The 21,507-nt window shown below is 56.3% G+C and carries 16 protein-coding genes and 1 CRISPR repeat array; of the genes, 8 read left to right on the forward strand and 8 right to left on the reverse strand.

Annotated features, from left to right (window positions below):
- Window positions 1–69 precede the first annotated feature (69 nt).
- The 3 genes from THTE_RS10720 to THTE_RS10735 all read left to right on the forward strand — a co-directional run bounded on the left by THTE_RS10720 (window position 70) and on the right by THTE_RS10735 (window position 4,429).
- Window positions 70–954, forward strand: a complete 885-nt coding sequence (locus THTE_RS10720) for a hypothetical protein (RefSeq protein WP_095415437.1) — start codon at window positions 70–72, stop codon at window positions 952–954.
- Between the two features lie 15 nt (window positions 955–969).
- Window positions 970–1,707 (forward strand): rhomboid family intramembrane serine protease, encoded by a 738-nt coding sequence (locus THTE_RS10725; protein ID WP_157732027.1) that lies wholly within the window; start codon window positions 970–972, stop codon window positions 1,705–1,707.
- A 673-nt stretch (window positions 1,708–2,380) separates the two neighbouring features.
- The gene (locus THTE_RS10735; RefSeq protein ID WP_095415440.1) at window positions 2,381–4,429 is read left to right on the forward strand and encodes an alpha/beta hydrolase family protein; all 2,049 of its coding nucleotides are present in this window, start codon (window positions 2,381–2,383) and stop codon (window positions 4,427–4,429) included.
- Window positions 4,430–4,739: 310 nt separating this feature from the next.
- Window positions 4,740–7,750: a CRISPR direct-repeat array (repeat unit 30 nt; unit sequence GTCTTAATCGCACCAAGTTGGGATTGAAAC).
- A 796-nt stretch (window positions 7,751–8,546) separates the two neighbouring features.
- Here the strand turns inward: THTE_RS10735 and THTE_RS10740 are convergent.
- From THTE_RS10740 to THTE_RS10760, 5 genes are all read right to left on the reverse strand, one after another.
- Window positions 8,547–9,725: an FG-GAP repeat domain-containing protein gene (locus THTE_RS10740; protein ID WP_095415441.1), complete on the reverse strand. Its 1,179-nt coding sequence runs from the start codon at window positions 9,723–9,725 to the stop codon at window positions 8,547–8,549.
- 102 nt (window positions 9,726–9,827) lie between these two features.
- Window positions 9,828–10,943 (reverse strand): DNA-processing protein DprA, encoded by a 1,116-nt coding sequence (dprA, locus tag THTE_RS10745; protein WP_095415442.1) that lies wholly within the window; start codon window positions 10,941–10,943, stop codon window positions 9,828–9,830.
- 174 nt (window positions 10,944–11,117) lie between these two features.
- Entirely contained in the window at window positions 11,118–11,354 is a 237-nt protein-coding gene (locus THTE_RS10750) for a hypothetical protein (RefSeq protein WP_095415443.1), read from the reverse strand.
- Between the two features lie 412 nt (window positions 11,355–11,766).
- Window positions 11,767–12,051, reverse strand: a complete 285-nt coding sequence (locus tag THTE_RS10755; RefSeq protein WP_095415444.1) for a hypothetical protein — start codon at window positions 12,049–12,051, stop codon at window positions 11,767–11,769.
- 582 nt (window positions 12,052–12,633) lie between these two features.
- Window positions 12,634–13,116 (reverse strand): hypothetical protein, encoded by a 483-nt coding sequence (locus THTE_RS10760; protein WP_168175838.1) that lies wholly within the window; start codon window positions 13,114–13,116, stop codon window positions 12,634–12,636.
- A 288-nt stretch (window positions 13,117–13,404) separates the two neighbouring features.
- Here THTE_RS10760 and THTE_RS10765 point away from each other — a divergent pair, with 288 nt between their 5' ends.
- Together THTE_RS10765 and THTE_RS10770 are read left to right on the forward strand one after the other, a co-directional pair.
- Window positions 13,405–14,031, forward strand: a complete 627-nt coding sequence (locus THTE_RS10765; protein ID WP_095415445.1) for a hypothetical protein — start codon at window positions 13,405–13,407, stop codon at window positions 14,029–14,031.
- A 6-nt stretch (window positions 14,032–14,037) separates the two neighbouring features.
- On the forward strand, window positions 14,038–16,035 hold the full coding sequence (locus THTE_RS10770; RefSeq protein ID WP_237260120.1) for a DEAD/DEAH box helicase: 1,998 nt from the start codon (window positions 14,038–14,040) through the stop codon (window positions 16,033–16,035).
- A gap of 10 nt (window positions 16,036–16,045) precedes the next feature.
- On the opposite strand, the gene THTE_RS10775 is transcribed toward THTE_RS10770, so the two are convergent.
- On the reverse strand, window positions 16,046–16,486 hold the full coding sequence (locus THTE_RS10775; protein WP_157732028.1) for a hypothetical protein: 441 nt from the start codon (window positions 16,484–16,486) through the stop codon (window positions 16,046–16,048).
- 82 nt (window positions 16,487–16,568) lie between these two features.
- On the reverse strand, window positions 16,569–17,723 hold the full coding sequence (locus THTE_RS10780; RefSeq protein WP_095415447.1) for a glycosyltransferase: 1,155 nt from the start codon (window positions 17,721–17,723) through the stop codon (window positions 16,569–16,571).
- 802 nt (window positions 17,724–18,525) lie between these two features.
- On the opposite strand from THTE_RS10780, the gene THTE_RS18590 reads away from it, so the two are divergent.
- The 3 genes from THTE_RS18590 to THTE_RS10795 all read left to right on the forward strand — a co-directional run bounded on the left by THTE_RS18590 (window position 18,526) and on the right by THTE_RS10795 (window position 20,568).
- Window positions 18,526–19,257 (forward strand): prepilin-type N-terminal cleavage/methylation domain-containing protein, encoded by a 732-nt coding sequence (locus THTE_RS18590; protein WP_420823846.1) that lies wholly within the window; start codon window positions 18,526–18,528, stop codon window positions 19,255–19,257.
- A 133-nt stretch (window positions 19,258–19,390) separates the two neighbouring features.
- Window positions 19,391–20,050, forward strand: coding sequence for a PepSY-associated TM helix domain-containing protein (locus THTE_RS10790; protein ID WP_095415449.1), 660 nt, complete (start codon window positions 19,391–19,393; stop codon window positions 20,048–20,050).
- Window positions 20,038–20,568, forward strand: coding sequence for a hypothetical protein (locus THTE_RS10795; protein ID WP_095415450.1), 531 nt, complete (start codon window positions 20,038–20,040; stop codon window positions 20,566–20,568). The genes THTE_RS10790 and THTE_RS10795 overlap by 13 nt, the downstream gene beginning before the upstream one ends.
- Window positions 20,569–20,719: 151 nt before the next feature.
- Here THTE_RS10795 and THTE_RS10800 read toward each other — a convergent pair whose 3' ends face one another.
- Window positions 20,720–21,301 carry a DJ-1/PfpI family protein gene (locus THTE_RS10800; protein WP_095415451.1) on the reverse strand — a complete coding sequence of 194 codons (582 nt, stop codon included), beginning with the start codon at window positions 21,299–21,301 and terminating at the stop codon, window positions 20,720–20,722.
- Window positions 21,302–21,507 lie beyond the last annotated feature (206 nt).

Raw genomic sequence — 21,507 nt, forward strand, 5'->3', positions numbered from 1 at the left:
CGGACATAATCAACACCGAATCGGTCGCACTCACAGGCTCGTCAATCGAGAAGCGGAAAGGAGCCATCCATGCCTGTTCTTGTCCGGTGCACATGCGGGAGCGAGTACAACCTTAAAGACGAGTATGCGGGCAAACTCGTGCAGTGCCCACGGTGTGGGCAAAATCTGTTGGTGCCCTCGCCAGAGGAGGAGGTAGAAATCCCTGTTCATCGCGGCGACCCGCCTTTTGACCGAGATCTCTACCTGCTCCGGCAGCATGTTGTTGCTATTTCCGAAAAATACTCGGTGTGCGACGAGAATAACAACCCCATTCTGTTTGTGGAGCGGCCCGTCTACCTTGCCAGAGGAATTCTGGCCATTCTCGCGGGGCTCATTGTGCTCGGTTTGAGTATGGGTGCGTTTGCGGTACTGGGAGAAGCGCTCAATCAGGAGTGGCTGCTTGCTGTAGGCCTTCTTGTGGGCGCGGTGCTCACGCTGATCGTCTTTCTCGCCATAATACCTAAAAGACACGTCACATTCTGGCGCGATGAGTCCCGCACAGGAAAATTGCTGGAAATCCTCCAGGACCGAAAGTTCATGCCCATCGTGGCGACCTACACTGTCCGCGACCCGTCCGGCAACATCCTGGCACGGCTGCGAAAAAACATCCTCACCAACCTCATCCGTCGCAAATGGTCCTGCTATCGCCCTGATGGCTCCCTGTGGTGTGTGGCGAAGGAAGATTCGCTCATCCTCTCTCTTCTGCGACGGTTGATCGGTCCGTTATTTGGTATCCTCCGCACGAATTTCATCATCTGCGATCCCGATACGGATGAGGTGCTCGGGGAATTCAATCGCAAGTTCACGCTCTTCGATCGCTACGTGCTGGATTTGCGAGCGGATCGGGACGGCTTGCTCGATCGCCGCGTGGCCCTTGCGCTGGGTGTCATGCTCGATACAGGAGAGCGTCGCTGAGTGGGGACACAGGCCATGGCCGATGACAATCCCGATACGCCCACACCCGAACCCTCCCCGCTTGTCATCACAGAAGACATGCTTGCTTCACCGTCGGCCCCAACTCCGCCGCTTATTGACTTTGAGCGGGGAATGTGCTGGACCCCCGCCATGACCCTGGGATTGAGCGTCCTCAATATCTGCTTCTTTATTCCCGTTTTTTTGGCGGAAAAGCCAGAACAAATATTGGATGTTTTTCTCAAAACGGCCCTCATTCGAGAGAAGGTCCTGGCCGGGGAAATTTGGCGCATGATCACATCGATGTTTATGCATGTGGATCTGTCCCATCTTCTGGGAAACATGGCGGCGCTCTACATCGTGGGGATGGCTTGCGAGCACGCCTTTGGCCCCTGGCAGACAGTTCTCGTTTTCCTTCTGGCCGGTCTGTGCGGCGGCTTTGTCAGCCTCCTCGTGCATCCCGGACCATCGGTGGGCGCCTCGGGTGCGATCTTCGGAGTGCTCGGATGTGCCGTCGGATTTTTCTGGCGACACCGTCGGGTGGTCCACCTCCGCGACAAACGCATCGGGCTGGCCCTCTTCGCATGGGCTGGGTATCAAATTGTCATTGGCGTGATGGAACCGATGGTCGATAATGCTGCGCACGTCGGCGGTTTGGTCGCCGGATTGGTGATCGGCTGCCTGCTCCGCCCACGGTTACTCGCGGGACTTGAACCATCTCACGCCGTGCCCACCGCAATGCAGAACAGCGGTTGAAAAACGCGGATGATTCGTCCCAGTTTTTTGCTGAGAACAAAATTTCATCGGTACGGGCGATCCATGATTCGCCCCAAAACACACTCACCAACTCAAGACAACATCTCGGTAGGGGCAATTCATGAATTGCCCCTACCAGTTCCCCGCCGCTGTTGCAAGCTGTACACATTGGCGCGACGCCCTTGACGCCGTCCATTGAACCTCGGAGGGGCACGCCTGTCGTGCCCGCCAAGACGGAGACGAAATCGATAATCCATCCCCGAGGAAACAGACCTGACAAGCAGGTCCCTCCATACGCGCGGGGCGATTCGTGAATTGCCCCTACCAGTTCCCTGGGCTGGTGCAACCTGTGAACATTGGCGCGACGCCCTTGACGCCGTCCGTTAAACCTCGGAGGGGCACGCCTGTCGTGCCCGCCAACATGAAGGCGAAATCGATGATCCAGCCTGGAAGACACAGACCTGACAAGCAGGTCCCTCCATACGCGCGGGGCGATTCACGAATTGCCCCTACGATATGCTGCGCGCACGCCACCGAAGCGTTTTTCACAAAACTGGTGATCATCACACCACGCGGGTATTGACGACGGGGCACCAACTTATTACCAAAGCGCGCGAGAAAATCGGCGGTGATCACACGGTTGCACTCAACATTCAAAGATCGGAGGTGAAACATGCTGGGCACTCTCATCGCAATCGTTTTATCCGTAACTGCGGCTGGCGCGGCGGACGATTGGGCGGTTTTACCCGGCCATTCGCAGCTCAAGGATCCCCAAAGCATGATGACCAACTATCTCCTCGGCCAGATTGCCGAGGCAGAAAAAAGATGGCGCGAGGCCTACGAGAAGCGGACCACGGTCGAGCAAATCAGGCAGCACCAGGAGTTTTTGAAGCAGGAATTTCTCCGACGCATCGGGGGTTTGCCGGAGCGAACCCCACTCAATCCCCAGGTGGTGGGCCGACTTGAGCGCAAAGGTTACCTGGTGGAAAAAATCCTCTTTGAAAGCCAGCCCCGCCACTTTGTCACGGCGGTGCTGTTTTTGCCCGACTCCGCCAAATACCGGCCTCCCTACGCGGCAGTCCTGGTCCCCTGCGGACATTCCAATGAGGCCAAAGGTTACAAGAACTACGCCGGTTTTGCCGCCCTGTGCGCGACGAACGGCCTGGCCGCCCTCGTCTTCGACCCCATCGACCAGGGAGAACGCCATCAGTGGCGCGATCCCGATGGCAAATTCACCCTTTGGGGCACCGCCGGACACAACATGATCGGTGTCGGTTCCATCCTGCTGGGCCGAAACACCGCACGGTTTGAAATCTGGGATGGCATTCGGGCCATCGATTATCTGCAATCTCGACCCGATATCGACCCCGAAAAAATCGGCTGCTCCGGCATCAGTGGCGGTGGGACCCAAACCGCCTATCTGATGGCCCTGGATCCCCGCATTAAAGCGGCCGCACCAGGCTGCTACATTTGCAGTCTCTATGGCCGGCTCATCCGTGAAAATGGCCCCCAGGATGCGGAACAGAACATCTTCGGCCAGCTTGCCCTGGGAATGGACCATGCCGATTATTGCATCATGCACGCACCGGCGCCGACACTCCTTCTGACGGCCACCCGCGATTATTTCAATATCGAGGACGCATGGCTGTCCTTCCGCATGGCCAAGCGGGTGTACGGTCGATTCGGCTATCCGGAACGCATGGACCTCGCCGAGACCGACGCCGAGCACGGTTTCACCGTTCAATTGCGGGAGGCCTCGGTCCGCTTCATGCTCCGCTGGCTGCTAGGCCGCGACGAAGCGGTCTTTGAGCCCCCCGACCTCGATGTCCCGACAGTTGCCGAGCTCCAGTGCACGCCCCAGGGAGAGGTGATGCTCCTGGAAGGGGCACGCTCAGTCTATGACCTTAATCGCGACTACGCCCAGGAGCTGAAAACCCGTCGGGAAAACCTCTGGAAAACCACGCCCCACGAAAAACTCCTCGAACGCGTGGCCGAAATCGCTGGGGTCCGGGCTTTAAGGGATTTGCCCCCTCCCCAGGTCACGGTATGTCAAACCGTTAGCGGAGAAATCTATGACCTGGCAAAAGTTATTTTCCGACCCGAACCAGGGATCGAACTCCCCGCCCTCATCTTCAACCCTAAAGGCCAGGAACCAAAAAGTGGCGTCGTTTACATTCACGAGGACGGTAAGGCTGCCGACGCGGGAAAAGGCGGGCCCATCGAAAAACTCGTCCTGCAGGGCAAACTCGTCCTTGCCGTTGATCTCCGCGGACTGGGCGAGACGCAGCGAACCGGCCAAACCTATTTCCGGCCACAATATCATGGCCCCGATGGCCAGGACTTCTACCTCGCCTATCACCTGGGAAAGTCCTACGTGGGCATGCGGGCGGAAGACATCCTTGTCGTCGCCCGCTGGCTCAAAGAGCAGCATCTGCCAAGGAATAGTCCCCTGGAGCTTGTCGCGGTGGGTTATCTCAATAGCAGCGCCCTTCATGCGGCTGTGCGAGAGCCAGCCCTGTTCCAGCACGTCCATCTGGTTCGTCCCCTCGTTTCCTGGGCTAACGTGGTCCAGTTGGGTTTCAGCAAGAATCGGCTGGTCAATACAGTTCACGGGGCTCTGGAGGTGTATGACCTGCCGGACCTGGTTCGCGTGCTGGGAGAAAGGGTGTCGATGGAGGACCCCCGCGATGCCCTGGGCGCGCCCTGGCCAGGACAGCTCTGAACCGCGGAGCGAGCGGCAGCGAGTATCCAGGCCTCGGCTTCCACGGAGGATGCAGAACAACACCTCCGATTGGGGGGATAGTGTCGGCCTGAGTTGACGGATTCCCTTGCCACGATTTACCGTCTGACGGGGGCACCACCACTTGGGTTGCATTTAGACCAACCATATAATGGGGCTTGACAGGATGGATTTTGATTTGTACGCTTAGTTGCAGTCGATCTCCAGGGATTTTCGCATTACCGGCGATCGACTGCAAAATGGGGTTGGGGAGAGGGCGAAAAGCCCGGAAAAAAGCGGCGTTTGGGGGAGGGTCTTAATCGCACCAAGTTGGGATTGAAAGGGGTTGTTTTTTTCTTGTGCGCTAGAATCGCACTCTAGGTCTTAATCGCACCAAGTTGGGATTGAAAGCAAGGGCGTCGCGTGCTTTCGCGATCTCGGCATCATGTCTTAATCGCACCAAGTTGGGATTGAAAGTGGATGATACATATGCGCCAATGCGCAGAACGCCCACAGTCTTAACCGCACCAAGTTGGGATTGAAAGCAAGGCAATGATGAATGTGGCGCAGGGATTGGCCAGGTCTTAATCGCACCAAGTTGGGATTGAAACTTGTTGATGTAGTCATACGCATCGATAGAAAATCGTGTCTTAATCGCACCAAGTTGGGATTGAAACCAAGATGCCGGAGACCTCTATAAGCAACTCATGCGCAGTCTTAATCGCACCAAGTTGGGATTGAAACACCTTCTCCAACCGCTCCAACTCATATGGAGAAAGCGTCTTAATCGCACCAAGTTGGGATTGAAACGTAGTGGTTCTTAATTACATGCCTGAGGATTCGGCATTCGGTCTTAATCGCACCAAGTTGGGATTGAAACGTTACAGAATCACTGTAATAATAACCTCCCGGACCCGGTCTTAATCGCACCAAGTTGGGATTGAAACTAAGACGAGAAAGAGGTACTGAATAGGTACAATCCGGTCTTAATCGCACCAAGTTGGGATTGAAACTGACTATTCCCTTGAATGTTTCGGTACGTTTACTGAGTCTTAATCGCACCAAGTTGGGATTGAAACTTGTTAAAGTCTGAGCATCTTGCGGTATTTGACTGTGTCTTAATCGCACCAAGTTGGGATTGAAACGGTTTAAAGTATCGATCGAACAAGAGCTCGTCAAAATGTCTTAATCGCACCAAGTTGGGATTGAAACTACGAGACGCGGCGGCAGCTTGCTTTCAAGTTAATGAAAGCGTCTTAATCGCACCAAGTTGGGATTGAAACAATAACAAATAGGGAAGCAAAGAAGCCCAATTAAAAGATGAGTCTTAATCGCACCAAGTTGGGATTGAAACTTCGCACGTGTGTTAGGGCTTTGCATTTAGCGACTCCGTCTTAATCGCACCAAGTTGGGATTGAAACAAAAAGCTATCCTCTCAAAAGAAAAGCGATCAGTCAAAGTCTTAATCGCACCAAGTTGGGATTGAAACATACAACAAATTTAAAATCAGGATCTTAATTCAATAGTCTTAATCGCACCAAGTTGGGATTGAAACGCTTTCGCAGCAGCTGTCTTCGACTCCTGCTCAGTCGAGTCTTAATCGCACCAAGTTGGGATTGAAACGTGTCATTTGGACTTCTAGCATGCGTAATCTCTCACTTAGTCTTAATCGCACCAAGTTGGGATTGAAACGTAGATGCGAATGGGATGCCTTCTCTCTTGATTCCTCCTGTCTTAATCGCACCAAGTTGGGATTGAAACTGGCTTGTCTATTGTCGACGGGTGTTTCGTCCTCGCGCAGTCTTAATCGCACCAAGTTGGGATTGAAACTCAGCCACTTGTAAACCTCCTCTTGTGACGGCGGAGGAAGTCTTAATCGCACCAAGTTGGGATTGAAACCTGGCGCAGAAGGTGCTGAGGAGGTATGGAATAAAAAGTCTTAATCGCACCAAGTTGGGATTGAAACAGGGCGCGAACATGCTCGGCGTCGAAGTGACGATTAATGTCTTAATCGCACCAAGTTGGGATTGAAACTAACGGACACTGTCAATGCCATAGTGCATAATGATGGCGTCTTAATCGCACCAAGTTGGGATTGAAACTTCAATACTTTACAGCATATCTCGCATCACGTCATACGTCTTAATCGCACCAAGTTGGGATTGAAACTGGTTGATGGCGAGGGCTTCCACGGCCAGCGCAGCAGGGTCTTAATCGCACCAAGTTGGGATTGAAACGGTTGATGTGATTCATGGAGGCACACAAAATGAGCAAGGTCTTAATCGCACCAAGTTGGGATTGAAACGAATGATCGGTGCTGGGATAGGGGCGGGCGTCGGAGTCTTAATCGCACCAAGTTGGGATTGAAACTTCCAATTGCGACATCGCGGGCGACCAAGTTTCCGCGTCTTAATCGCACCAAGTTGGGATTGAAACGTAAGGATATCATCGCTGATGTCTGCGCCCATTTGCTTGAAGTCTTAATCGCACCAAGTTGGGATTGAAACGCAGCTTTTTCAATATCGACGGAATGATCTCATATGCCGTCTTAATCGCACCAAGTTGGGATTGAAACGAAACTCAGCGCTCAACAGAACATGGACGTCGGGCGGGTCTTAATCGCACCAAGTTGGGATTGAAACTTCGATTCTGATCAGGCTTGCCGAAGCAGGTTGGGAAATGTGTCTTAATCGCACCAAGTTGGGATTGAAACGAAACTCAGCGCTCAACAGAACATGGACGTCGGGCGGGTCTTAATCGCACCAAGTTGGGATTGAAACGCACTTCATGGCCATAGATTCTTAAATTCCGATATGGCATGTCTTAATCGCACCAAGTTGGGATTGAAACAATGAACCTTTCATTTTTCACCTCCTTTAAAAGGAAAGTCTTAATCGCACCAAGTTGGGATTGAAACCGCAGTCCCACCTATCCATCCTGAGGATGTCCTTGACGTCTTAATCGCACCAAGTTGGGATTGAAACTGGTATTCCAATGTCACGTTTGCCAACTTTATGAGTCTTAATCGCACCAAGTTGGGATTGAAACCTGAACCAGGACGCTTCAGAAGGCAAAACCGCTAACTGTCTTAATCGCACCAAGTTGGGATTGAAACCAATTTGATACTCTCGTGTCCATAAATAGACACCAAAACCGTCTTAATCGCACCAAGTTGGGATTGAAACAGACTTCTTCTAACGGCATCGTTTCCGAAGTCGATGCCGCCAGTCTTAATCGCACCAAGTTGGGATTGAAACCTATATCTGGACCGAAAGCCTCGACAGATCCCATGGCGTCTTAATCGCACCAAGTTGGGATTGAAACCGTTTAAGAGCGAGTGGCGAGTAGCGAGTAGTGTTAGGACTTATCCGAAAGCCCAACAATTGGCTCGAATGCCAGCGCGGAGCTTTGGTTTTGGATGGGCTCTGAATTCCCCAGAGGACGCCTACCGGCTGAGAGATCGCCCGCCTCAACAAACTTTTCCGGGTCGGAGCTTAAGAAACACTCGACAGGACGAGCCACCGGTAGGGGCGTTTATCAATCGCTCCAAACCGCACTCACCAACTCCAAACAACGTCTCAATAGCGGCAATTCATGAATTGCCCCTACCAGTTCCCCACCCCTGTTGCAAGCTGTACACATTAGCGCGACGCCCTCGACGACGTCCGTTAAACGTCGGAGGGGCACGCTTGTCGTGCCCGCCAAAACGGAGACGAAATCGATAATCCGTCCTCGAGGAAACGGACCTGACAAGCAGGTCCCTCCATACCCGCCAACACGAAGGCCAGATTGATAATCCAGCCTGGGAAGACACGGACCTGACAAGCAGGTCCCTCCATACGCGCGGGGCAATTGATGAATCGCTCAAAACGCGTTCATCAAGACCAAACAACGTCTCGGTAAGGGCAATTCATGAATTACCCCTACCCGGCCAATTCGACGCTTCATCCACTCCGCGAGCGATCCGCCAATTGCCCCGACCGAAATGCCCTTCCCGCACTCTGGCAAACGGCCGGTGACCGCACCGACGCGGTCCGCCCGGGGAAAAAGCTCGCCGGAGAAGACCTCAGCAATGCCGTGCGGAATGCCAAGAAACCTGACTGGCGATTGGCGAGTGAACCTACCGGGCAAGGTTTTCCAGCAAATCGACGTGGTTGCCGCCCTGGTTGGCGTTGTCTTTCCGCGGACGCCAGAGCTTGGAGATGATGTCCCAGTCGCCGTCGCCGTCAATGTCGGCTGCCACAGCTTCATGACCGCCCAGGTTGGCATCGAGAATGACGTGTTCCTTCCACTGCCTTCCCTTTCCGTCAACATTTTCCCAAATGAACCAGCGCGGCGGGCGATCGCCGGGAATTCCCTCCATCTCGCAACTGAAGACGTCGGGATCGCCGTCCAAATCGAAATCTGCCACCGCCAGTGAGTGATAGGCCCCGCGGACCGCCGCATCACCAGCCGGAAAAGCGTGAACCACCCAGGCACCGCCGCGGCCATCGGTGTTCTCGATCCAGCCTATTCGACCGCCCCGGATTTCATTTTCAGTCATCACCAGGTCGTGATCTCCATCGCGATCCACGTCCAGGACCACGCAACGGGTGGCCAGCGGAAACGGCTTGTTGGGATTTCCGAAGGGAATATTCTCGTGTGGGATCCAGCGGAGTCCCTTGCCATCGGCATTCTCAAACCAAATATTCGACCGCACCACGTCGAGATCGCCATCCCCGTCGATGTCGCCCACGGCCAAGCCCGCGTGGACGGAGGGGCCGAGATCATGGCGGACCCAGGGCTGTGTGGGGTTGTCGGGAATTTCGTACCAGCGGACATTATTGCGGTCCGACATGGTCAGCACGTCGGCGCGACCATCACCGTTGATGTCAGCGATGACCACATCGTGGACACTGGACAACTGAGGATCGAAGATAATGCGTTCGAAAGGCTGTTCGGCAGGCCGGTGCGGATTTCGGTACCACGCTCCGCCCGTCACAAAGTCGGTCCAACCATCCTTATCCACATCCAGCACCGCGCCGCCGACATCGGAGGGAGAATCTTCCCCGAGTGCGTGACGTTCCCATTGGGTCAGCGCGATCTGTCGATACCACAGGATGGTGCCCCGGCTTTTGCCCGTGATGAAATCGAGTCGGCCGTCCCGGTCGAGGTCGGCCATGGCTGTTTGTCCCCAGGAATCACCGGGTAACTGGCGGTCGATGAAATGGTGGCGGAAGCGCATCTCGCCGGAGTGGGCAAGCGAGCAAGGACAAACCGCGACCAGCCATCCCATCATCAGGATACGGATTTGGTTCATGGCGTGGGCCCTTTCCCCTTGCTTTGCGACACCGACACCAATCCTGCCTGGTTAAGGTAGCTGGTCGCATGCCGCGGGGCAAGCAGAGGGATCGATCGCCACTCACCACAAACGCTGGACGTTGGTTCCCAGTCGGCGGATGAGCTTTCTCATTTCCAATACGCTGATGATGGCCAGCACCTGCGAGGCCGCCAGACCGGTCATTGCGATCACTTCATCGATGGGGGTGGGATCGCTGCGGATAGTCTGGAGGACCTGCTGCTCCAGCGGAGTGAGCTTGAGTTCGGCAGGCTGACGGATGGTGGTGCCATCAGAGCGAGCCACGGGCCGCGCCAGCGGTCCCAGTTCTTCCAGGACGTCCTCCGGGGATTCCACCCATTTTGCACCATCTCGCAGAAGCCGGTTGCATCCCCGGGAATTCGGCGCGTCGGCGCGACCGGGAACGGCGAAGACCTCGCGGTTCTGCTCTACCGCGTGACGCGCCGTGATCAGCGCGCCGCTGGATTCGCCGGCTTCCACAATGACCACGCCCAATGCCATGCCACTGATGATCCTGTTGCGCTGGGGGAACATCCCGCCGTGAGGCGGCGCGTGAGGAGGGGCTTCGCTAAGCAAGGCCCCGTGCTGCAAGATTTCTTCCGCGAGGGCTGCGTGCTCCGGCGGGTAAATGCGTGCCACTCCACTTCCCAGGACGGCGATGGTACGCCCGCCTGCCATCAGAGCGCCTCGATGGGCGGCGGCATCGATGCCTCGCGCCAGGCCACTGATGATCGTGACACCCGCCCGGGCCAAACCCGCGGCCAACCGCTCTGCCATGGCCAGACCGTAGGTGGAAGCGTGGCGTGTTCCCACGATGGCCACGGCCAGCTCGTCTTCGGACTTCAGTTCGCCACGGGCAAAGAGAGCCAGGGGAGGGTCTGGAATCTCCTTAAGTAATCGCGGATAACGGATGTGTTCCGGCCAGAGAATGTCGATTCCTGCTTTAAAGCAGGTTTCGATGAGCTCTTCCGTTTCCGCAACGGCTGGAGGATTGCGGAGCCTGGCAGCCAGACGGCGTCCCACCCCCGGAGTTTCCAGAAGGGCGTTTTCGCTCGCGGAGAAGACCTCTTCCGGCGAGCCAAAGCGATTGATGAGCAATTGATACAGCCGGGGACCGACACCCTCGATCAGGCTGAGTCTCAGGTGGGCCACCAGTCGGGCATGATAGGCATCATCCATTAACCGACGGCGTTCCAGATCGCGTGAACTGAGAGGAATGACGATTCTTTCCCGTATGACATCAGCGGCCAGCTTGCCACTGGCGTTTCATTTTTACCGGGAAAGACCGAGCTGTGGTAGATGGACGAACGGCAGGCGACTCCGTCGGTTCACTGATCGTATGGATAGAACGGCTCAATAAAGGATGCCCGACACCTGACGGAAGAGGACCCAGTTTCGCGTCCGGCGAACCTCAACCGGTCGCACGAACGCTCCCCGGGGGCCAAATGGTTCGTGAGGAACCCGGAAATAGGTGCGAATGAAATACTCTTCGGCCTCTGAATTCGGGCACTCGCTGACCGACACCAGCATCCAATCCACCTGCTCGTGCTCCATCACAGGGTCCGGCAGATACGTTCCAGCGCGCTGCATCCTCTGGCTCCTTTCCTTCTCCTGACCACCCGAATTCCTGTAATGGCTCGGTTCTGGCAGAATGAAGAGCGATCTGCATGCCAAACGATTATGAGCATGTCGGATAGGAGGAAAGTGAGCCAAAAGGCCCATGGCTCGTCGGGTGTGAAGAGAATTCAGAAAGCCATCCTGTGCTCATCGGGCAACACGTCACGTTGTCCGATCGCAACACGCTCTGATGCACCGGAAGGAGAACAGAGAGCCGAGGAAGTCATCTGCCCAGCGCAACCAGGATGGCGGCCAAAACCAAAAACGGGTTCCTCGACCTCGCGGGGGAGACCGGCGACCGGTCCCGCCGAACAGTGGTGGGAATCGATTCCGCCGGTGGGACGCGATGATTCTTCTCAAAGCTCAAAGAATTGATCGGAGTTTCTCACTTCGCTTGATGGGCCGATGGAGTGGGTGCCGGCGCTGCCGGGGTTTCCGAGGAATTGTCGAGAGGCATCTCTGGCTGGGGCAAATACCCGTGCCGCCGGTAATAAATGCGGCGTACGGTATTCCCGTAAAAGTGTCCAAAGCGGTTGGGACGTTCCAGAAGCGGCAAGGACCGAATCGCCTCGCGATACTCTCGCCGGCTGCTCGCCGAAGCATCGCGATCAAGCCCCAGGGTCCAACCACACGCCAGCACCATGGCCGCGATCAAAATCCAGCGACGCATGAATCGGTCCTCCTGTGTTGGGAAATCCGAGTTGCCTCCGAAAACTCAAATCACCAATGAGGGCGCACAAACACTCCGGAAATCGTGACTGGAAACGGCGCGCGCCTCGTGACTGTCGCCGACCCTGCTGCCTGAGCTCGGCCTGCTATTCCCACTTGCCACACATCCTGTAAAGGGATGAACGACCTATCCGGAAAGCCGCACGTGGGGATTTCACAGGCCACGCCATGTTTGGGGTAAAAACAGCGAATCGAATCCCGCGTTTGCCCGAACGGCATGCCTTTTCAAATATTGTTTTTCGGCACGCGGGTGCCATCGATTAATACGTGGTGGGAAACCATCGAGTTTACCGAATGGAGTGATTTTGCCCAGGTGGGTTGGCAGAGCAGATTGATACTCGGTTCCAGCATTGGAAGAGAAGTGCAACCGCGATGTACCGTCGCTGGCAGTCTGCAAGCGCGCAGGTAGCACGTTGGCGCGATCATTACCCTATCACCACCGCACTTTGACGGCCAGAACGTCGCGTTGACGAAGCCGCTCAGCCTTCTGGCCGTTTAAATTACCCGCGATGGCATTCCGTCATCACGGCGAGTTATTGTTGGAGGAATTCGGGGCCGGCGGTGGGCTGCTCAATTGGGTGAGCACCTGAAGGATGCTGTTGAGATGCGCCATCCGCGGGCCGAACCGATCGACAAATTCGGTAAACATGAACTCGCCGTCAAGAAGGGCGTCAAAGTTCTCGTTAACTTCTTTAGTGAGTTGGTGAAGAAATTCCGTTTGGACACGGGCGAGGGCTTCGGCGGCCTCGCGGCATTTTCGGGCAAGATGCGGATTGGCTTGGCGCCATTGCCCGAGTTCAATCGCTCGTTGTCGCTGTGTATTCTGCACGTGGTTGACGAGGTCTTCGAGCAACTTGGTTTGCCGCTGCTCGATGGCCAGCAACTGACGCAGGAGCATGGCCACTTCGGCAAGGCTCCCCGCGGGAGGAGGTGCAGGTGGGGGAGTCGCCTGGGAGACATCGATTTGGGTAAAAAGTGGCGGCCGCATGGGTCGGTTCTCGCTCATGGTCGCTATACCTCCTTCATTTAACAGATCAGTATAACCAGAACCGACCGGAAAAGTCGAGTGTCAGGCGCGGGACTTGAGAAAAAGTTTTTCTCCTCCCCTTGAAAAAAGATTCCCGCGCCCGTAAATCCCGCAAACTCTCTGTCTCAAGAACATCCGACGGAAGCGTAAAGTTCCGCGCCAGCCATAACCGATGACCATGACGCGTGCGGGAGATTTGCCGGTTCTCCCGTCTGAACTGGCTCAGCAAAGAGTTGGCAAACCCCGAGTTGGCAGCAGCGAGGGCTTATGAAGCAGCATGATAATGTGGGGACCAGGTCGTCCCTGCGGCTAGGCTTTTTCACCGCACTCCCACTCGCGGACGGAGGATACGTAGGGGGATACCTGATCCTCAATGGGGTAGGGCGCCCTGTTGAATTCCACTGCACGACTCCTGTCCGACCCACCCGAGCACAGGAAATCCTTTATGGCCCCACCCTCAAGCCGTATCTTCTCGGTGAACAGATGGCGCCGGCCCTGATCGCCAAGGCCAAATCGGCAGCGGAAATCATTTTTGTCTCCGAGTGGGAGGCCCTGACTCTCTCTCAGGTCGTGGACGAGCCGGTAGCGCTCGTGGTGTCGCCCGAAACGAGCGCGGCAGTCGAGCATGAATCGGCGGCGAGTGGTGAATCTACACGTTGTGTTTACTCGCCCATTGGTGCCAGGGCCGCGGGCACAGCCCTGCTTGAATGCGGGGTCCTTCCCGCCTGCCAAACTCTGCAGATCGGGCGAAACACACTCCTTGTTCCTGAATCGTCGGTCGAGGGAATAACCCGGGTCCAGGAATATCTTTCCCCGTGGGCTGGGGCGTTCGACCTACTGGAGCCATTTGGAAGGATTCGCGCGGCCCTCGAGGAAGCCCTTCGACGGGGGTGATCCGCGATGCTCTTCCGCATTCTCTGGCGACGCCGAAAGGAGTCCGAACGTCCACACACTGCGGTGGCCAACGGAGAGAAGTCCCCAAATTCGATGGCGCCATTCACGCTTCACACAGATAGCCCTTTGGCGATGCCGGCTGCAGAATCCTCACCTTTGGACACATACCAACCATTCACACTGAGCTTCCGGATCGATCCGTATGTGACCGGCTGGAATCGCGGACTGGAACGCGGGCTGCCCGTGGAAACGCAAACATGGGAACTGGCCGGCCCAGCTTTCCGAGTTCTCTCCCTCAATCCAGGGGTTAACAAAATCGAGATCAAAAGCTTTTTCTTTCTTTCTCACGACGATGCTCCAAGCCCAGAAGGTCTGCTGCCAAATGGAAGCGAGCCATCCGGCCAAAGAGTAACCGGCGCAGACGACCCGGTGGGTGCCCCCTTCTCTGGGAAGCAGTGCGTGACGGGTCATGGCATTCGGCCGCAATGTGGTGTCAAATGTGATGCGGCGGTCCTTCTTGAGCGATTGGCGGCCGGTGCCGGACACCGCATCTGCCCGCCTGAAGATGTCATCAAGCTGGAAGACAGACTCCAGTATTTACTGCAGCCACCCCTGGAGTTCATTCTTGCGGAACGCCAGCTTGAATTTCCCCACCCGCCGTTCCCCTACCAGTTGGAAGGAGTCGCGTTTTTATTTCCCCGTCATGCGGCCATTTTGGCGGATGAGATGGGCCTGGGTAAAACAATGCAGGCCATCACGGCCATCCGCTTACTGCTTCGGTGTGGCGAAGTGCGGCGGGTATTGCTGATCTGTCCGAAACCTCTTGTGAGCAACTGGCGTCGGGAGTTCGAGCTTTGGGCTCCTGAAATACCAGTCATGGTGATTGAAGGTGAACCGCAGCGTCGCCGCTGGCAGTGGGAGTTGACCACCGTCCCGGTGAAGATCGCCAATTACGAACTGTTACCTCGTGATCAGGAATTCTTCACGGCAAAGGATGAAACCGGCGAGCCAAGGGTGAGCTTTGACCTGGTGGTCCTCGACGAGTCCCAACGGATTAAGAATCGTGCCGGAGCCACCAGCCAGGCAGTTCGCGCCATCTCCCGCAAACGGAGTTGGGCCCTGACGGGCACCCCAGTGGAAAACAGCACCGACGATTTGGTGGGGATTTTCGAATTTCTTTCCCCCGGATTTCTCACTCCGGATATGAAACCCCATCGCCTGGGGACAACCATCGCCGATTTCGTACTACGGCGAACAAAGGACGAGGTGCTGACGGACCTGCCGCCCAAGCTGTTCCGCGATGCCGAGATCGAACTGACTCCCGAGCAGTGGAAAACCTACGAGATGGCGGAAAAGGAAGGCGTCCTGCGGCTGTCCGAACTGGGTGCGGAAATCACCATTCAGCACGTCTTCGAGCTTGTCATCCGCCTGAAGCAAATCTGCAATTTCGATCCCGTCACCGGTGCAAGCGCGAAGATGGAGCGACTCGAAGCTGACCTGGAAGAAATCGCCGACAGCGGCCGAAAGGCCATCATCTTCAGCCAGTGGGTGGGGACGCTGGAAGAAATTGGACGACGCCTGCCCCAGTATCGGCCCCTTTATTTCCATGGTCGCATTCCTCCGCGCCAGCGGGAGGAAGTCATCCGCCGCTTTCGCGAGGATCCTCAGCACCGAATTCTCTTGATGAGTTACGGAGCCGGGAGCGTGGGACTCAATTTGCAGTTCGTCAACTACGTGTTCCTATTCGATCGCTGGTGGAACCCCGCGGTTGAGGACCAGGCGATCAATCGGGCGCACCGTATCGGGGCAGCAGGGCCAGTTATTGTGACCAGATTTTTGGCTGTGGACACCATCGAACAGCGGATCAATACCATCCTTGAACAAAAACGGGCGCTGTTTGAAACCATTTTTTCCGCCACCACGCCCAAAAAACTGGCGCTCACCCAGGAAGAGATTTTCTCGCTCTTCAACTTGCACATTCCAGGGACGGCGGAAGCAGCCTGAAATCTCTTTTTCAGGGGTATTGCCGCCCGCCATCGTGGGGACATCCCCCGGCTGCGGAAAAATTTGCTGCGTCGTGCGTGCGCTGGGGGCAGATCGAGCTATTCCAGTAGATGGAGAGCAACAACTGCTGCGGGGCGACGGCCACGCAAAAAGGTACGTCGATTTGACCGGTCTGGGGGAGGCGAATCGAACGGGCGCTGGCCGTCCCCCGAGCAGTTTGTTTGCCCTGTTGACATCGATACGAAGCACGCACAACCCCCGCTTCCCGTTTTGAAAGAGTGGGCGAGGCGTCTTTTCCCTCCGGTTCGCCCACTCTTTCTCTTTCTTGTTCGCGCAGTTTATCTGCTTCGAGAAATGCGGCGGTGGAGGAGACAAGAAAAAGGGGAATTTTTCGGGTCAGTTGGACACGGAAAAGCGATGCATGAATTCCACCTACCGAAATCCGAGGCACCGAAATATGCGTCATATCACGTAGCGGCGAACTCTCCGCAGACGGCGCGAACGGTCCATTCGAGGAGCATCAAACGGCCGCCTCACCCAATGACTTGCCATAGCGTGCCAGCATCCTGCGCCGTGATGACCCGCGCCCCGCGCTTGAGTGGCGATATCATCGGCGGGGGATGGTCCGTCAAACAGATGACGTCGGCGTTTTGAATAAGAGTTGCTGGCGGATTGGCTCGAGGTGCCACGATAAGTACCCGGCATTCTGCCCGCGAGTGAAACCTCTTCTGCACCCCGTACACCACGATTTCAACCTCCGGTCTGGGGTGTGTGGGACTTCGTTCTCGCCCGATCAGGGTCAGCAATACATTTTTCAATGCCCCAGGAAGTCGCTCACACTCATCGGGTTGCCCGTTGACGACGATATCCAGGTCAAGAATATCTCGTTTAGCCAGGCCATTGCGACATCGTGTCAGCCGACCTGCTCGATGAAAATACTCGATATTCACCCCGTGACGGATTTTGTCGGGGGCGGTTGCCACTCGGGGATGCCAGAGATGATACGTCCAGGTGCGATTTCTCAGGGAAACAACGCGCACCCCTACCCTGTGAAGTCGAAGGCCCAAATCATCATCTTCGCAACCCCAACCACGGTAATTCTCGTCAAACCCATTAATTCGCTCAAAATCCTCTCGCCAGAGGGCAAGATTTCCGCTGAGAACCCTCGGCTTGGTCGGGTGGCGGAGGACGTGATATAAAACCGCCTTCAGGTGCGCCCTGCGCAGCCGCGAGATCTCTCGCCTTGGTGCCCACTGGGTGAAGACCCCGGATTGGACGGCCTGCTCCGTAAACGCCTGCGTCACCTGTTGATCCAGGCGGAGGCAGTCCGTGGTCATCGCCCGGCCAGGGTGACGCGCTCGCATGTGCACCGCCAAATGATCCGGTGGAACGACGCAATCGCCATCCAGAAACAGCACGTACGGTGCCGCCGATGCCGCGAATCCTTCATTTCTGGCCCTGGCGGGACAGAATCCGTCATGGGGATGAGTCACAAACTTGACGGTCAGCCCGGTTTCCTGGCGAAATTGCTCCACAATTCGGGGCGTTTCGTCCTGGGAGCCATCGTCGGCCACCACGATTTCGAACGGTGGCGGGTCCTTTTGAACCGCCAGAGATAAAAGTACCCGACGAAGATGCCACGGTCGCTCGAACGTCGTTACGACCACGGCCAGTTCAGGTTTACTCATGGGTTCCGTCCCAAGCTGCTCGTGTCTCAGACGTGACAGGGAAAATTCGCGTTCGCGTCTTTTTCAGGCCGGTAGTGGATTGTCCCCGATTACGCCATTATGGGCTGACTGGATGAACCGAACAATTTCAATTCAGGCTGACTCATCCCACCTCTTTCTATTTGCAGCTATGACAGGCCGAAGGCTCACTTATTGTAGGGGCAGTTTATGAATTGGCCCCATGTTTAAACAGAAACCGCGGAAAGCACGGGGAAGCCGGTCCGCGCGAGGAATTGTCCAACGACGCAATGCGGACCTGATAGGCAGGTCCCTCCGGGATGGATTTTACCCTTCATGACCTCGTCGAGGTCTGGGCTTCTTTCCCGCGGGAGAGACACAATTTTGAAATGGGTGAGCGATTTAGGCTACCAGCGGAGCTGCGCACGGCGACACGCTTGTCGCGCCGCGCGACAGGCTTTGAGTAAAAAACCCTGATTCCCGCCCAGTTGGTTGCCTTCAAGATCACAGGCCCAGGCTTTAACTCGTGAATGGTGCATCACTTCCACTGGGCAGGTTTTTGTCGTGCGGGGTAGTTGAGGGAATGGCACGTGCCCTGCGATCACCAGCTTCCCCGCGAAAAACCCCAACAAAAAAGTCGCGCTTGACGATTGTCGCATCCGGGTACTACAATACCGCAGGATAATGAGATTGAGTCTCAGAACGACTATGGACAGCGAAGAGACATTCTTTAGACCTGGAGGATCGTGAACATGCATACTCCTGCAAAGCGTCTCGGCATCCGGCGTTTACCCTCGTTGAGCTTTTGGTTGTTATTGCGATCGTGGCCATCCTGGTGAGTCTGCTCCTTCCGGCAACCCAGATGGCTCGCGAAGCTGCACGCAGCGCCCAATGTCGCAGTCACCTCCGTCAAATTGGCATTGCCGTCCACCATTATGCCAACCTCCACGACGGGGTGATGCCATTCCACGTTGGCGAAGGGGACCTCACGGATCCGAGCCAGTCGGCCGTTGAAGCACTGCTCCCGTTCTGTGAAAACAATCGAGCGATTTTCGCCTGCCCTGGCGATGTGGGTACCAGGGAAGATTCCACCCCGTTCTCGAAGTCACTGGGCACAAGTTACAAGCTGGAAGGCCGCGCGTTCAGCCAGCGGTTCCTCCCCGAGCGGATCGTGATGGAATACGACAAAAAGACCGGCACCTGGAAACCCAAGAAGAAAGAGTCCAAGCCGTGGTTTGTTCGCCGTTTGGAGGACCACATTCAGGGTTATGACACCAAGAAGGCGGCCGAGGGTAAGGAACTCAAACCGGAGGACCGGGTCCAGTCTCATCAAATCCAACTGGCACGCGATCTCTTTGAACCCTGGAAAGCCGGGGAAATCAAGTCTTTTCCGCTCCGAGGCGTATTTACCGTCCAGCCGTTTCACGCAGGACACATGAACGTGCTCTTCGTGGACGGACATGTGGTCACGGTGGGCAGCAAAACTGAGTGGGAACTGCTTCGCGGAAAAGATCCTAACGCCAAGGACGACGACTGAGTGACCATTTGAAAGTGGTCTGCCGTGACCAAGCCCGGCGGCGGGCTGCCCGCCTGGTCTGCTGAGGCGTTGACGGCGACGTCAAGATCATTCCTCAAATGCGAACCATCGATCCGTGAGAGAAAGGAAAACCATGTTTCCCTTCATTCGCACACTTTCACGACCGCTCCGCCAGTTTCATCGGTGGATTGGACTAGCCCTGATGGTCCCTCTGTTGGCTGTGGCCATCACCGGAGTTCTTCTAGTCCATCCGAAATGGTACGAAGCGCCTAAGATGGAAGACCTCCCACCGACGCCACCTCCGACCCAAGCAACGGCTCGAGTGATTGTGACCGCCCTCGATCATGCGGACCGGCTGAACGGTTTCCGAATCAAGCAGATCGACGTCCGCTTTCATCCGACCTTGGGCTGGTTCGTGGCTGTCAAGGGCGTGGAAAGCTCTCCGCCTCGGGAGCGCCAATACGTCCATCCGATTGCTGCTGAGTCGTTCCAGACACCCGGCAAGTCTGCGCAGCGAGCGGTGCTCTCGGAACCTCCTCCCAAACCGGGCTTGAAAAAATTCTTCAAAGACCTGCACACAGGTGAAATTTTCGGCAAGGAGTGGGCGTGGATCTGGGCGGACCTTGTGGGTGTTTCTTTAGCGTTCCTTGCTTGTTCCGGGCTGATCATTTACCTACCGGTCTTCTGGGCCAAGCGCAAGCGGAAGCCCACATTCGTGTCACCCCGCGAGGTCCAGCCAACCAATTCCAGCAGGTCGAATGAACAACGGGAAAACGTGCCATGCGCGCCTTAGGTTGGATAGCCACAGCCATTCTCTTGATACTGTCAGCGTGGACGCTCTGGCCAAGGCGGCCTGATGTCGAACTACCCGGTGAGGTGATTCGGCAAACTGTCGAGAAGATCCGCCAAACGCCCCATCAGTACTGGCCGGAGGAGCTGGCCAAACTGGAGGATGGACTACCGACACCGGCGGTTCAGGTGCTTCTGGCGCAGGGCATACCCGGGGAGGCGGCACTCGTGCTGGCTGTGCCCACGGATAGCTCGGAGGAAGATCAACCCACGCATTGGCGAGTTCCGTGGGTGAAGCTCAGCCGCCTGCTTGCAGAGGGCTTAACCCAGCCGACTCGGGTGTCCGAATCCCATCGCGGTGTTCACTATGTGCATCATGTCTTTCCGGTGGACACTGAGCAACAGCACTATCTCGTGGTGACACTCCTGCCCCCCTCGACCGGCCAACGGTGGTGGGGCTGGCTCAGTCTCCTCATCGCTATGGCTATTGGTGTGATGCTCTTTTTCGTTCGCGAAAACTGACACGCCGGCACGCGAACGTCTCGCGATCGGCCTGGTTGCGTCGGTTCTTACGCATTCACAGCCGATTCAACCCTCGGCGATTAACTCATTTCTACCGCGGTTTAATCACCGGGACCGGTGCACGCCGAGAACGTTTCGTGTGACGGCTATGTCATCGCTTCGGGAGTTCGATGCGGACGCCGAGCACATCGAGGAATCGTGCCAGCCAGACGGGATGGGCCGGCCAGGCAGGGGCGGTCACGAGGTTCCCGTCCACGTAGGCCTGGTCGAGATCGACCTGCACATATGTGGCTCCGGCATTGACGATATCCGGGGCAACGGCCGGGTAGCAGGTGCAGATTTTGCCCTTCAGCACGCCAGCCGCCGTGAGGAGTTGCGGTCCGTGACAAATCGCGGCGATTGGTTTGCCTGCCTCGGCAAAATGGCGGATGATTTCGATGACGCGCTTGTTCAAACGGAGGTATTCCGGGGCACGGCCGCCGGGGATGCAGAGGGCGTCGTACTCTTCCGGCCGGACTTTATCGAAATCCGCGTTGAGCGTGAAATTATGGCCCCGGAGTTCGCAATAGGTCTGGGCACCGTCGAAGTCGTGCACGGCAGTACGGACCTGCTCCCCCGCCGCCTTACCGGGACAGACGGCGTGCACCGTCAGCCCCACCATCTGGAGCGCCTGAAACGGCACCATGACCTCATAATCTTCCACATAGTCACCAACCAGCATCAGGATTTTCATGGGAACAACCTCCGTAACAGCATCCTCTTATAACGCGGCTTTTTTCGATCAATCCTCGATATCAGAAAGCCTATGGTCAGAAATCGAGGGCAACAGAAGCATTCTCCTGTGGTTCAGTTGGAAACACCGAGCCAACATCATTATCCCTCGGTACGTCAGCCGACACTCCCAGTATTCCAGTTCAGCAATGATCGGCACGCTTAACA

This window comes from Thermogutta terrifontis, from assembly GCF_002277955.1.
Lineage (GTDB): Bacteria > Planctomycetota > Planctomycetia > Pirellulales > Thermoguttaceae > Thermogutta > Thermogutta terrifontis.